Annotated in this window: 11 protein-coding genes; 5 read left to right on the top strand and 6 right to left on the bottom strand. The window is 69.9% G+C overall.

Going from position 1 to position 12,091, the window contains the following annotated elements:
- Positions 1-285 precede the first annotated feature (285 nt).
- Together AB5L97_RS00150 and AB5L97_RS00145 are read right to left on the bottom strand one after the other, a co-directional pair.
- The gene (locus AB5L97_RS00150) at positions 286-1,278 is read right to left on the bottom strand and encodes an NADPH:quinone reductase (RefSeq protein ID WP_369045996.1); all 993 of its coding nucleotides are present in this window, start codon (positions 1,276-1,278) and stop codon (positions 286-288) included.
- A gap of 63 nt (positions 1,279-1,341) precedes the next feature.
- The gene (locus AB5L97_RS00145; protein WP_307958053.1) at positions 1,342-1,743 is read right to left on the bottom strand and encodes an RNA-binding S4 domain-containing protein; all 402 of its coding nucleotides are present in this window, start codon (positions 1,741-1,743) and stop codon (positions 1,342-1,344) included.
- A gap of 64 nt (positions 1,744-1,807) precedes the next feature.
- Here AB5L97_RS00145 and AB5L97_RS00140 point away from each other — a divergent pair, with 64 nt between their 5' ends.
- Positions 1,808-1,954, top strand: coding sequence for a hypothetical protein (locus AB5L97_RS00140; RefSeq protein WP_307958052.1), 147 nt, complete (start codon positions 1,808-1,810; stop codon positions 1,952-1,954).
- 80 nt (positions 1,955-2,034) lie between these two features.
- On the opposite strand, the gene AB5L97_RS00135 is transcribed toward AB5L97_RS00140, so the two are convergent.
- Positions 2,035-2,628, bottom strand: a complete 594-nt coding sequence (locus AB5L97_RS00135; protein WP_423246869.1) for a uracil-DNA glycosylase — start codon at positions 2,626-2,628, stop codon at positions 2,035-2,037.
- 1,050 nt (positions 2,629-3,678) lie between these two features.
- Between AB5L97_RS00135 and AB5L97_RS00130 the strand changes: the two genes are divergently transcribed.
- The 4 genes from AB5L97_RS00130 (at position 3,679) to AB5L97_RS00115 (ending at position 8,473) form a co-directional block, all read left to right on the top strand.
- Positions 3,679-4,122 (top strand): GNAT family N-acetyltransferase, encoded by a 444-nt coding sequence (locus tag AB5L97_RS00130; protein ID WP_307958705.1) that lies wholly within the window; start codon positions 3,679-3,681, stop codon positions 4,120-4,122.
- Between the two features lie 90 nt (positions 4,123-4,212).
- Complete coding sequence (locus AB5L97_RS00125) at positions 4,213-5,202, top strand: ATP-binding cassette domain-containing protein (RefSeq protein ID WP_369045995.1); 990 nt, start codon at positions 4,213-4,215, stop codon at positions 5,200-5,202.
- The gene (locus AB5L97_RS00120) at positions 5,199-6,788 is read left to right on the top strand and encodes an ABC transporter permease (RefSeq protein ID WP_369045994.1); all 1,590 of its coding nucleotides are present in this window, start codon (positions 5,199-5,201) and stop codon (positions 6,786-6,788) included. Before AB5L97_RS00125 ends, AB5L97_RS00120 begins: the two co-directional genes overlap by 4 nt.
- Positions 6,789-6,835: 47 nt before the next feature.
- A complete protein-coding gene (locus tag AB5L97_RS00115; RefSeq protein WP_423246811.1) occupies positions 6,836-8,473 on the top strand; it encodes a DHA2 family efflux MFS transporter permease subunit in 1,638 nt (545 codons plus the stop codon).
- Between the two features lie 72 nt (positions 8,474-8,545).
- On the opposite strand, the gene AB5L97_RS00110 is transcribed toward AB5L97_RS00115, so the two are convergent.
- The 3 genes from AB5L97_RS00110 to AB5L97_RS00100 form a co-directional block, all read right to left on the bottom strand.
- Positions 8,546-9,355, bottom strand: a complete 810-nt coding sequence (locus tag AB5L97_RS00110) for an SDR family oxidoreductase (protein ID WP_369045992.1) — start codon at positions 9,353-9,355, stop codon at positions 8,546-8,548.
- Positions 9,356-9,412: 57 nt separating this feature from the next.
- Positions 9,413-10,366, bottom strand: a complete 954-nt coding sequence (locus tag AB5L97_RS00105) for a GNAT family N-acetyltransferase (RefSeq protein ID WP_369045991.1) — start codon at positions 10,364-10,366, stop codon at positions 9,413-9,415.
- A gap of 231 nt (positions 10,367-10,597) precedes the next feature.
- Entirely contained in the window at positions 10,598-12,073 is a 1,476-nt protein-coding gene (locus tag AB5L97_RS00100; protein WP_369045990.1) for a bifunctional pirin family protein/GNAT family N-acetyltransferase, read from the bottom strand.
- Between the last annotated feature and the right edge of the window lie 18 nt (positions 12,074-12,091).

Here is a 12,091-nt window from a genome sequence, read left to right as displayed (position 1 = left end):
TGTCCGGACGCGCCTACCGCGCCGGCTCGACCCTGCCGGTGACCTCGCCGAACGAGACGGTGGTCCCGCCAGGCCCCGGCGCGGTCGCCGCCATCGTCACGGTCTGGCCGTCCTCGAGGAACGTCATGGACTCTTCTGGGCGGGCATCCTCGCCGTCGCTGCGGTGACCACGGCCTTCAGCCCCGAGGGCAAGGGACGGGCCATCGGCTGAGGGCCTCGGACTGCAGCTTTCGGGCGGCCGGGTGGAGAGCCTAGTGCTCCCGCCCGGCCTTGACCAGGCTCAGTTCACGGGACCACCAGCACCCGGCCACGGACGTCTCCGGACTCCAGCGCCTCGTGGGCTTTGGCCGCATCGGCGAGGCGGAACGTTGCCCCGACCCGGGACACGAGGCTGCCTTCGGCCAGAAGGCTGTTGATGACCCTCGCCGCACCGGCCAGGTCCGAGACCGAGGCGTTGCTGATGGCGAATCCGCAGAGCTTGGCGTCCCGGGTGTACAGGGCACCCACGGGCAGAATCGGGGCCGCAGCCATGCCTGCCATGATGATCACGCGCGCGCCCTGGCGAAGGAGAGGCAGCGTCACCTCGAAGTCGTGGTGCCCGCTGTTGTCCCACCAGACATCAACGCCGGCAGGTGCGGCATGGCCGATCTTCACGGCGAGGTCCGGGTCCCGGTAGTCCAGCGTGACGTCCGCCCCGAGCGAGCGGCACCACTCGCCGTCGTCCGCAGACACCGACGTGACCACGCGGGCGCCCATGGCCTTCGCGAGCTGGATGGTCGCGCTCCCGACCGCGCCGCCGCCCCCGGCGATGAACACCGTCTCACCGGGCTGCAGCCCGGCCTCCCGCACGAGGCCGATGTGGGCGGTCGCCGCGGCATGCAGCACGGGCGCCGCGTCGGAGGGGTCCACGCCGTCGGGCAAAGTGTAGAGCCGGTCGGCGCCGACCACCGCGTACTCGGAGAACGCACCCTGCCGCCCTGCGTGGCCCAGACTGTTGGTCCAGACGCGGTCCCCCGGGGAGAAGCCGACCACGCCCGGGCCTGTTGCCTCGACGGTGCCCACGAGGTCCCGGCCGATCACGAAGGGGAACGGCGTCTTGGTCTGGTACGCGCCGGACCGCACGAACAGGTCCACGTGGTTGACGGCGCTGGCCTCCATCCGCACGAGCACGTCCGTCGGCCCCGCGTCCGGAACGGGCAGCCGCCCAACCTCGATCTTCTCCGCACCGCCGAGCTCACGTACAAACGCCGCCTGCATCGTCTGGGCTGCGCCCACCATCACATCCTCCTTGTTGCCGTGCCTGGGTTCTTCGGAGCATTCGGCGCTCTGCGGGGTTCGCCCTCAGTCGCCGTGGGTCTCCCCCCGCAGCCTCTCCATCTCCCGCCGGTCCTTCTTGGTGGGCCGACCCGCCCCGCGATCCCGCTGCGGGAGGCCCAGGAACGGCGCGGGCGGCCGCTCGGGCGTGTGGTCGGTGTAGCACCGCGACGCGGCCTCCGCGCCGACGCGCTTGACGATCAGCACGTGCACCTCAAGGAGGCGCTCGAACCCGGGCTGGCGCACGCCGACGGTGTCGCCGGGGACGACCGTCTGTGAAGCCTTGACCGGGTTCCCGTTGAGCCGCACGTGCCCCGCACGGCACGCGGCGGTCGCGGCAGAGCGGGTCTTGAACGCTCGCACGGCCCACAGCCAGGAGTCGATCCTGACGGCGGATGATGACGGGGCAGGTGCATTCGGAGGGGGCATGGTGCCAAGCATCTTACCGGCGTATTGTCGTGTGAATCGGGGGGATGACCAAAGGAGTTCTGACATGCCTGACAAGCAGCCTCACCAGCCTGAAGCCCACAAAAAGCCTTCAAAGTCGCTCAAGGAGCAGCGCGCGGCGAAGAAGGCCAGGAGGGCCATCACGCTCGACGCCGATCCCGTGGCGCACCTGCGCAAGCCGCGCAGCAAGTAGTACCGAAGAGCAACTGAAGCGCACGACGCCGGCGAGGACCGGCGTCGTGCGCTTCCTTTTGTTGAGGGTGCTCCGCGCGGCTACCTGCCGGACTTGAGGCCCGCGCGCGCCATCGCGTCGGCGTAGGCACGGCCCATGTCGATGAGCCACTCGGTCTGGCGCTCCTTCGAGCCCGCGAACGCGCGTCCGTGCAGCGAGCGGGCCTTGTAGACCTTGAGGCCGCGGCGCCAGATGAGCGGGTTGTCCGTCTTGAGCAGCATCTGTGCGAGGCGGTTCGCCTCCGTGCCGTGCGCGACGATCGCCGAGGCGCGCGGCACCGTCTTGAGGAACGCCAGGAGCGGCTTGAGGCCCGCGTGCAGCTGCTCCGGAGTGAGTTTGCCATTGGCCTCGCCCGGGGTGAACCACGGGTAGGCGTTCCACGGCATGATCCACTCGGGCCGGAGGCCGAGCTGGTACTGGAGGCCGAGGAGCCGGGTGGCCGCGGCGTCGTCGCCCGCCCACACATAGCCGCGCGGATCAGCCTCACCCGTGTTGGAGAACAGGCTCACGATCCGGCACTCGTCCACGGAGTGGATCGGGTCCACGTACGGGACCTCGAAGCCGGGGCGCAGCTTGCGCAGGAACTCGACGTGCTGGTTGACGGGAGCGATGTGCGCCGCGAACTCGGGCTCCACGCTCGCCGAAGTCACCCCCACCGACGCCGAAGTCACCTCCACCGACGCCGAAGTCACCCCCACCGACGCCGAAGTCACCCCCACCGACGCCGAAGTCACCTCCTGCGACGCCGAGGTCATGTCCTGCGTCGCCTCTGCGACCGCAGCAGACTGAACCGACAGCGCAAGCTCGAGTTCGGCGGCGGCCCGCTCCGCAATCTCCGCGGCAGCGGCGGAGGCGGCCAGCGCGTCCTGGGCCGCCTGCTCCGCGGCGGATGCCTCGGCAGCCGCAGCCTTGGCCGCAGCCGCCTTCGCGACGGCATCGGTGACGGCCCGCTTCGCCGCGGCCGCGGCGTCGTCGGCAGCGGCACGCGCCCGCTCAGCCTCACCGCGGACGGCATCGATCCGCGAATCATCACCCAGGAGGATTTCGACGCCGAGGTCGTCCACCGCTGCAGCCTCGACCGCTGGGGATTGCACCGGGGGTACGTCCTCAGGAGGCACATCCACCGCGGGCGCCTCGAGCGCGGGAACCTCAACCGCCGCAGCGTCCGCGATGGGAGCCTCCACCACGAGCACGGGCTCAGGCGCACGCGAAACGGAGGTGGTGGTCATCTTGGTATCCGAGACGGTGCGCGGGGCCGTCGTGACCGAGCTCGCTGTCGCCTTGGCCGCGGCCCTCTTCGGCGCGGACTTCGGCTTGACGGGCGCGAAGTCGTCGTCGTCCTCATCGTCGTCGAAGAGCCCGGAGAAGAGGTCGTCGAGGCCGTCGTCGTCCTCGTCGTCGAACTGAGAACTCTGCCCGAAGCCCTCCTCATACTTTGCATCGAGCTCGGAGCGGTAGTCGGAGTCGTCGTAGTAGTCGGGCTCGGCCAAGGCTGTCATGAGGGTTGAGGTCTCCTCTTTTCGGGCGCACGCCGGTTCCGGGCGCTCAGCAACGGCGTCCGTTCCGGATGATCATGTGGGTTGGCGAGCCGGGGAGGGCTCAGCTGTTCGAGTCTAGCAAGCCGCAGTTGATGTTCGGTTCGCCTCCCGTTCATCTCGCGCCAGGAGCGGCGTAGGCTCGGCGCTGTGGACGCGAACAGCGCGCCGAACATCACAATCCGCCGCCTCACGCGGGGCGACGCGTACCGCCTCACGGCCGCGTCCGGACTGTTCGACGGCCCGATCACGGAAGCCGGGGCGCGCGACTTCCTCGCCAAGCCCGGCCACCACCTGCTGCTTGCCGAGGGCCCGGACGGCCGAGCGGTCGGCTTCGTCAGCGGCGTCGAGATGACCCATCCGGACAAGGGCACTGAGATGTTCCTGTACGAGCTCGCAGTTGCCGAGGACTGGCGACGCCGCGGGGTTGCCTCCCACCTCGTCGGCGCCCTCGCGGAGATCGCCCGTGAGGGCGGCTGCTACGGCATGTGGACCGGAACCGAGCACGACAACGAGGCCGCCCTCGCTGCGTACCGCTCAACGGGAGGGCGTCTCGAGCCGGGCACCACGATCGTCGTGTACGACCTCGCCTGACGCGCCCAGCCGCACGACGCCGCGTGCTCCCTCCCGCACACAGGTCGCCAGTCCCTCCCGCGTGTCGGCGGCGCGGCCTACGATCACACCATGAGCACCCCGGTGAACATCACTGGCCTCGTGAAGACCTTCGGATCCGTACGTGCCCTCGACGGCCTCGATCTGGAGGTCCGCGAGGGCGAGGTCCTCGGATTCCTGGGACCGAACGGCGCCGGCAAGTCCACAACGCTGCGCGTCCTGCTGGGCCTCCTTCGGGCCGAGGCAGGCAATGTCGAGCTGCTTGGCGGCAATCCGTGGCGCGACGTCGTCGAGCTCCACCGCCGCGTCGCATACGTACCCGGTGACGTGAGCCTGTGGCCGAGCCTCACCGGCGGCCAGGCCATCGATCTCCTCGGCCGGCTCCGCGGCGGCCTCGACGAGGCGCGCCGGGCCCAGCTCATCGACACGTTCGAACTCGATCCGACCAAGCGTGGGCGCACCTACTCGAAGGGCAACCGGCAGAAGGTCGCCATCGTAGCGGCGTTGGCCTCGCGCGCCGAGCTCCTCATCCTCGATGAGCCAACCGCTGGCCTCGATCCGCTCATGGAGGCGCTGTTCCGCGAGGAGATCCGCGGCGAGAAGGCGGCTGGCCGCAGCGTGCTGCTCTCGAGCCACATCCTGTCGGAAGTTGAGGCCCTCTCAGACCGCATCAGCATCATCCGCCAGGGCAGGGTCGTCGAGACCGGGACACTCGAGCAGATGCGCTTCCACGCCCGCACCAATGTGGCCGCGACGCTCGAGGATGGAGGGGCGGAGCTCAGCTCTCTCCCGGGCGTCGCTGACCTGCGCGTCGAGGACCATCGGGTCCGCTTCAGCGTCGACGCCGACGGGCTCGGCCCCGCCATGAACGCCCTCGCCGCGCACGGCGTCCGTGCGCTCACTGTCACGCCGCCGAGCCTCGAGGACCTGTTCCTCCAGCACTACGGCGAGAGGCTCCCGCCGCCGGCCGCCGCCGAGAGAGGGGATCAGACGCACGACGCCGCCCCGCACCCCCGCGGGCACGGTCGCCACCGCGGGGACTCGCCGGAGGAGGCACCATGACGGCGTTCGCGGGGACATGGCGCCTGCTGCTCCTCGCACTGCGCATCGACAGGTTCAAGCTCGCGCCGTGGGTCCTCATCATCGCGTTCTTCCCCTTCGCGGTCTACAACAGCTACTCGACCGTGTTCGAGACCCCGCAGGAGGCCAAGGCCCTAGAACTCAGCCTGAGCGCCAACCCCGCATTCATGCTCCTCATCGGGCCCGCACACCATCTGGACAACGCCTTTGGCTTCACGACGTGGCGCATCCAAGTCTTCGGCATGTTCTTTGCCGCGCTCATGGCAGTGTTCGCTGTGACGCGGCACGCGCGCGCCGCGGAGGACTCGGGGGAGGCCGAGCTCATCGATTCGGGGGTAGTGGGTCCGCACGCGCGGCTCGCCTCCGCCGTCCTGCTCGCGTGGCTCGCCTCGGCGGCGGTGGCCCTCGCGATCGGCGGCACCCTGACGGCGTCGGGCGCGCGGGCAGACGAGGCGCTCGCGCTCGGCGGCCTCATCGGGGGCATGGGGATCGCGTTCGCAGGGGTGGCGGCTGTGACCTCGCAGATCGGGGCGTACGCGCGCACGGCCAACACCCTCGCGGCCGGCGTCCTCGTGGTGAGCTACGTGCTCCGGGGCGTGGCAGACACGCTCTCGGGCGGGGAGTGGATGCTGTGGACCAGCCCCATGGGCTGGGCGGAGCTCGTCCGGCCAGCCTCGGAGCGCAATGTGCTCCCCTGGGGCCTGCTCGTCCTGGCAGGCCTCGTGACGGCGGCGGCCGGAGGGTGGCTGTCGCGGCGGCGGGACTTCGGCGGCGGCCTGGTGGGCCAGCGGCCCGGGCCGCCTCGGTGGGGCGCCGGGATCTGGGGGCACACGGCCGCGCTCAACCGCGCACCGACGCTCACGTGGTTGGCGACCTTCGCATTCCTCGGCTTCGTCTTCGGGCTCGTCACCGGCACCATGCGCGACTTCTATGAGGGCAACGCGTTCATCCGTCAGCTCCTGGCCGCGCGCGCCACAACGGAGGCGGACCTCACCCTCACGTTCGTCGCGATGCTCCTCCTCATGCTGTCGATGGCCGGCGCTGCGTTCGGGATCCAGATCGCCGCACGGTTCGCTGCCGAGGAGGACGAGGGCCACGCGGAGTGGCTTCTCTCGGCCGCTGTCTCGCGGCAGGGCTACTTCGCCCCTGCGGCGGCCGTGGCGCTCGTGGCGCCGGCCGTCACGGTGGCGGTCGGCGGCGTCGTCCTCGCGGCCACCGCTGCCTCGACGGGCGCCCAGATCGACGTCGCGGACGTCGTGCGGCAGTCTCTCGCGACGGTTCCCGCGCTCTGGCTCGCGGCGGCCTTAGGGCTTGCCCTGGTCGGGGTGATTCCGACGTTCCGCTGGATCGCGTGGCTGCTCGTCGTGTACTGGCTCATCCTGACGCTCTTCGGCCCCCTGCTCAAGGCGCCGGACTGGCTGCTCGGCACCAGCCCGTTCCACGTCATCCCCCGCGTGACGGCGGCCGACGCCGACTGGGCACCCGTGTGGTGGATCGTCGCCATCACCGCGGCCCTCCTCGCCGTCGCCTTCACGGGCTACCGCGCGAGGAACATCCGCGGGGTCTGACGCCCCGGGTCAATCCGCAGGGTGCTGCTCCCCCCACGTCTGGGACAATGGAGGCCTGCGTCCCGCCCATCGGGAATCACCGCGCCCCGGACACGGTTGGACCCCACAGACGCTTCCCAGACCAATCCGTCCCAGGAGTCCCTTTGCCCTCCGCACCCGAGCACCCCTCGCCGTCGGCCGCCGGACACCCCCGAAGCGCGCGCGAGCAGCACCAGATCACACCCGAGACCAGACTCGTCGTCACCGTCCTGGTCGTTGCGGCGTTCGTGGTGATCTTGAACGAGACGATCATGAACGTGGCCCTTCAGCGGCTCATGGGCGAGCTGCATGTGGACGCGCCGACCGTCCAGTGGCTCGCCACGGCGTTCATGCTCACGATGTCCGTGGTCATCCCGACCACCGGATTCCTGCTGCAGCGCCTCAGCCTCCGCACCGTGTACATCCTCGCGATGGGCCTGTTCAGCGCCGGCACGCTGCTCGCGGCCGTTTCGCCGGGCTTCGGGATCCTGCTCCTCGCACGCGTGGTCCAGGCCTCCGGAACAGCCATCATGATGCCGCTGCTCATGACGAGCGTGCTGAACCTCATCCCTATCCCGCGCCGAGGCCAGGTCATGGGCACGGTGAGCATCGTGATCTCAGTGGCCCCGGCCCTCGGTCCGACCATCTCCGGCCTCATCCTGCAGTACTTCTCGTGGCGCTTCATGTTCCTCGCAGTCCTGCCGATCGCCGTCGCCGCGCTGCTGTTCGGCGCGGCGAAGCTTCCCGCGACGTCCGACGGCGAGCGGCCGGGTCTCGACGTCCTCTCGGCCCTGCTCTCGGTTCCGGCGTTCGGCGGGGTGGTCTACGGGCTCAGCCAGATCGGCGGAGACGGCGCCGGCGGTCTGGGACCGGTGGTCCCTCTCGCGGTGGGCGGCGTCGCGCTCCTGCTCTTCGTCCTGCGGCAGCTCGCGCTCCAGCGCACGGGCTCGCCGCTGCTGGACCTGCGCGCGTTCACGTATCCGATGTACACCATCGCCACGGCTCTGCTCATGGTGGGCATGATGGCGCTGTTCGGCGTGGTCATCCTGCTCCCTCTGTACCTGCAGGAGCTGCGCGGGCTTGACACCCTGGGGACCGGGCTCCTCCTGCTGCCCGGCGGCCTCGCGATGGGTCTGCTCGCGCCAACGGTGGGGAAGTGGTTCGACCGGGTGGGCCCCGTGCCGCTCACGGTCACAGGCACCTCACTCATCACGGCCGTGCTCGTGGCCCTCGCCTTCCTCCGCCCGGACACCTCGGTGTGGTTCGCGATGGGCCTCCACGTGGTGCTCTCGATGGGGCTCGCCCTCTTGTTCACCCCCACCTTCACGTCCGGCCTCAACCCGCTCCCACCGCGCCTCTACAGCCACGGCTCGGCAATCCTGAACACCCTCCAGCAGGTTGCCGGTGCTGCCGGGACGGCGCTGCTCGTCGCCGTCATGGCGGGGACCGCGCGCGGCGCTGCGGCGAGCATGCCAGCCCCGGAGGCTGCCATGGCTGGATTCCGCGCTGCGTTCCTCGTGGCCGCGGCGGCCGGCGTCGCCGCAATCGTCCTCGCGGCGTTCCTCCGCAACCGGACGCCCGACGACAGTGGGACACCGGACGAGCATGGCCGTGGGGCACCGGACCTGCTGGCTCCGGTCAACCCCGAGATCGCTTCGTCCCACTGATCGGAGCGGAGGGACCCACTTCCTCCCAATATGCGATCCATCGAATATCTCTAATTCCCTGAGTTGCATGTTTCAGGCCGAGAATCCTCCATCGGCCTTGATGAGCTGGCCGTTGATCCAGCCACCGGGTGCGCTGAGGAGGAAGGCCACCACACCTGCCACATCCCGCGGCGTCCCAAGCCGGCCCCACGGCTGGCGGGCCGTGAGGGACTCCCTCGTCTCGTCGTCCATCCAGCCCGTGTCCACCGGACCCGGGTTGATCACATTCGCCGCGATGCCCTGTTCCGCGAGTTCGCGAGCCGCGGCCATCACGATGCGGTCGAGAGCTCCCTTGCTTGCCCCGTACGGCATGTTTCCGACAGTGTGGTCGGATGTGAGGGCCACAATCCGTCCGAGTCCATGCCACTCGTCCGGGAACTGCTCGGCAAAGGCGCGGATCAGGAGCCACGATGCCCTCGCGTTGACCACGAAGTGCCGGTCGAAGGAGTCGAGGCTCGTGTCCATGAGCGATGAGTCCACGGACTCGGCGTGGCTCAGCACGAGCGCCCGGACCGGGCGCTCGGCACGGATCTGGGCCAGGAGCCGCGCAGGGACGGCGGGGTCGGCAAGATCGGCCTCGATCGCGGTGACCGCCGCGCCGCCGTCGCGGAGCTCCTGGGCCAGCCGCTCGGCGTCGTGCGTCTGGACTCCCCACGGCATCCGCGCGTCGTACGGGCGCCAATAGGAGAGTGCGAGGTCCCAGCCCTGCCGGGCAAGCTCCCGCGCGATGCCCGCCCCGATCCCGACCGTGCGCCCGACTCCCGTGATCAGCGCGAGCGGACGTTCCTCCGCTTCAGGAGCCCGGGGACGGGGGGAGACGGTGCTGCCGGTTTCGCGCTCCATGGGCGCCATAGTAGCCGCCGCCTGTACCCGAGACAGTGAGGGAATGGAGGGGCGGGGTCAGCGGCGGCGCTCGTAGACCACCGTGGTGCGGATCGGCATGAAGCCCACACGCTCGTAGAGTCCCACCGCTCCCGTAGGGCTCTCGGAGTCCACGCCGAGATCCGCGAGCCGGTATCCCTGCGCCTTGGCGGCGGCGAGCGAATCCTGCAGGAGCGCACTCGCGAGGCCCTGTCCACGGGCTCGCCTCCGGGTTCCCACGAGGGTCACGTAGAGCTCCCCGCTCACGAACTCGTGGCACAGGACGTACGCGTCGACGGCGTCATCCGGATCGAGGCTGGGATCCGGGTTCACCGCCACGCGCGAGAGGTCCGCGCGGAAGCTGCGAGAGGAGAGCTGATCTGCCCAACGGGCGGGGTCGCGCTCGGAGGACCGCCAGTGGTCGGCGAACGCCTCGTTGTGGGCGCGGCGGGTCGCCTCATGGTGCGCTGGAGCAAGGTGGGCACAGACCGGGTCCGCGGCCGAGTCGACTGGTTCCCACGTCGTGAGCGTGAGCCTCATGTCCCGGAAGTACCGCCCCGGGCGGTATCCGCGGGCGGCCGCGAGCCGCTCTGCCGAAGAACCGGGTTTACCGCACCACATGTACCAGACCACCGGAGCGCCGGGAAAGCGCTGCGCCGCGAGGACGTCCGCGCGCGGCTCGAGCCAGTCCATGACGGCCCGCCCCAGACCGCGTCCTCGCCACGCGGGATGAACCCCGCCGGAGAGCGACGCATTCGCCTCACGGTCGAGGATCGCCTCGGTCACGCGCAGCTGGCCGTAGGCAACCATGGTGTCGCCGTCCCATGCTCCGAGCGTATCGGCCGCCGGATCGACGCCCGGTTCCTCGAGCTCCTCGACGAGGTCTTCAGGATTGTAGAACTCATCGGTGTCGTCGGCACGGGCCAGGAGATTGCTCAGTTCAGCCCATGCGGGGGCGTGGGCGGCCTCGATGGGCTTCCAGACGACGCTCATGCGCTCCTCGCACAGGCAGGGGGACTGGTCGGCCCACGCTAACACCCCGGGGCCAGCCCTGCGCGCCAGACGATGTCCACCGGCTGTGAACTTCGGGCGACAAGTTATCCACAGCCTGTGGGAAAGTCCGTGGATACCGGCCAGTCACAAGGAACAACACGACTGTAAGTTATCCACGGGGTGGACAAGGGTGTGGAAAACCCCGCCCCGACCACCTCGCTCACGGGCGGTTCACTCGGTGAAGCCATCCTCGACAAGATCCGCGTACTCACGGTGCCGTTTGATGAACGCCCGCACGTAGGGACAGTACGGACGGATCCGCTGCCCCTTGGCCCGAACATCATCGAGTGCGAAGGTCACGAGCTTGCTCGCGAGCCCCATGCCGGAATAGCCCTCGGCCACCTCAGTGTGGTCGAAGGCAAGCACGGCGTCGTCGGACAGCACCCGGTACTGGGTGAAGCCGGCAGTCGCCCCGCCGACGTGCACCTCGTATCGGTGCCGCTGCTCCGCATGCACAAACTGTGTCTGTCCTGCCTGCTGCTCGGATTCCTGGACGCTCATGGGTACCTCCCTCTCGTCTGCGGTGTTCTGGGTGTTGCGCGGTGCGGTACTGTGCTCCGCTGTTCTGTGGCCTGCGGTGCTGTGCTGTGCGTTGTGGGCTGGTGCGCCGGTCGTTCCCGCATCCCGCGCCCGGGGCCGCGGGCGGAGCCGAACATTCGGCAACGGCGGCGCAGGAAGGGCCGCCTCGCCCTCGGTGAGCTCGACGACGGGGCCGAACGGGGCGTCGTCATGCGTCTGGCCGCCTGAAATCTCGCTGTTCCACGTCTCCCGGAACGCGACGATCTCCTCATGGGAGCGTCCCACAAAGTTCCACCACATGGTGATCTCCTCCGCGAACGGGGGACCGCCCAGAATCATCACGCGCAGGGGAGCGCTGCCCGGATTCGTCAGTCGCACGCGATCTCGGCCAGCCGCGAGGTATGCGAGGTGGGCTTGGGGGACTGTCTCCCCGTCAACCCCGCCGTCGAGCTCGAGGCTTCCGCCGTCGGGCAGGAACGCGTGCTCGAACTCCGTTGCGATCCGGACCTCGACGGCGGCACCGGGTTCGAGCACCGCTTCGGCGCCCAGCAGCGCGGTATAGGTCCGCACTGGGGAGGCCGCCCCGTGAAGGGATCCGAGGAACACACGCAGCTCCCCGGCGCGGGCACCCGTCTCATCCTCGAGTTCGACGGCGGGCGGGGCGTACCGCTCGAATCCCGGAGGAACCGCGCGGAACGGGTCGGGGAGCGCTGTCCACAGCTGGACCCCGTGCAGGATGGTGGTGCCGTGGGTCGAATACTCGGAATGGTTGATGCCACGCCCGGCGGTCATGAGATTCAGTTCGCCCGGGCGGACTAGGGCGTGGTGCCCGGCGCTGTCGCGGTGCTCGATCTCGCCCGTGAACAACCAGCTGATCGTCTGCAGGCCCGTGTGGGGATGCGGTGGGACGCGCATGCCGGCGCTCGACGAGACGTCGTCGGGCCCGTAGTGGTCGAGGAAGCACCACGCACCCACGAGCGAACGCTCCCGCGACGGGAGCGTGCGGTGGACTGTCATGGCCCGCGGGCCGCCGAGGGGAACCTCACGGGGCTCGATGATCTCGACCCCGGAGCCCCCCGGCCGGTCGGCACAGAGGGTCTCGCGGGGATCGGTCTCCAGATTGCTCATGGCATACCTCCTCGCCAG

Origin of the sequence: Sinomonas sp. P10A9, assembly GCF_041022165.1 — a bacterium.
GTDB classification, from domain to species: domain Bacteria; phylum Actinomycetota; class Actinomycetes; order Actinomycetales; family Micrococcaceae; genus Sinomonas; species Sinomonas puerhi.
Note: the sequence above shows the minus strand (reverse complement) of the source record. Positions and strands in the feature narration are given on the sequence as shown.

What these genes read in the sequence shown, in the direction of transcription:
- AB5L97_RS00100 (WP_369045990.1), bottom strand. Translation starts at nt 12,073, where the DNA reads ATGAGCAATCTGGAGACCGATCCCCGCGAGACCCTCTGTGCCGACCGG.
- AB5L97_RS00150 (WP_369045996.1), bottom strand. Translation starts at nt 1,278, where the DNA reads ATGGTGGGCGCAGCCCAGACGATGCAGGCGGCGTTTGTACGTGAGCTC.
- AB5L97_RS00105 (WP_369045991.1), bottom strand. Translation starts at nt 10,366, where the DNA reads ATGAGCGTCGTCTGGAAGCCCATCGAGGCCGCCCACGCCCCCGCATGG.
- AB5L97_RS00115 (WP_423246811.1), top strand. Translation starts at nt 6,836, where the DNA reads ATGGAGGCCTGCGTCCCGCCCATCGGGAATCACCGCGCCCCGGACACG.
- AB5L97_RS00145 (WP_307958053.1), bottom strand. Translation starts at nt 1,743, where the DNA reads ATGCCCCCTCCGAATGCACCTGCCCCGTCATCATCCGCCGTCAGGATC.
- AB5L97_RS00120 (WP_369045994.1), top strand. Translation starts at nt 5,199, where the DNA reads ATGACGGCGTTCGCGGGGACATGGCGCCTGCTGCTCCTCGCACTGCGC.
- AB5L97_RS00110 (WP_369045992.1), bottom strand. Translation starts at nt 9,355, where the DNA reads ATGGAGCGCGAAACCGGCAGCACCGTCTCCCCCCGTCCCCGGGCTCCT.
- AB5L97_RS00140 (WP_307958052.1), top strand. Translation starts at nt 1,808, where the DNA reads ATGCCTGACAAGCAGCCTCACCAGCCTGAAGCCCACAAAAAGCCTTCA.
- AB5L97_RS00125 (WP_369045995.1), top strand. Translation starts at nt 4,213, where the DNA reads ATGAGCACCCCGGTGAACATCACTGGCCTCGTGAAGACCTTCGGATCC.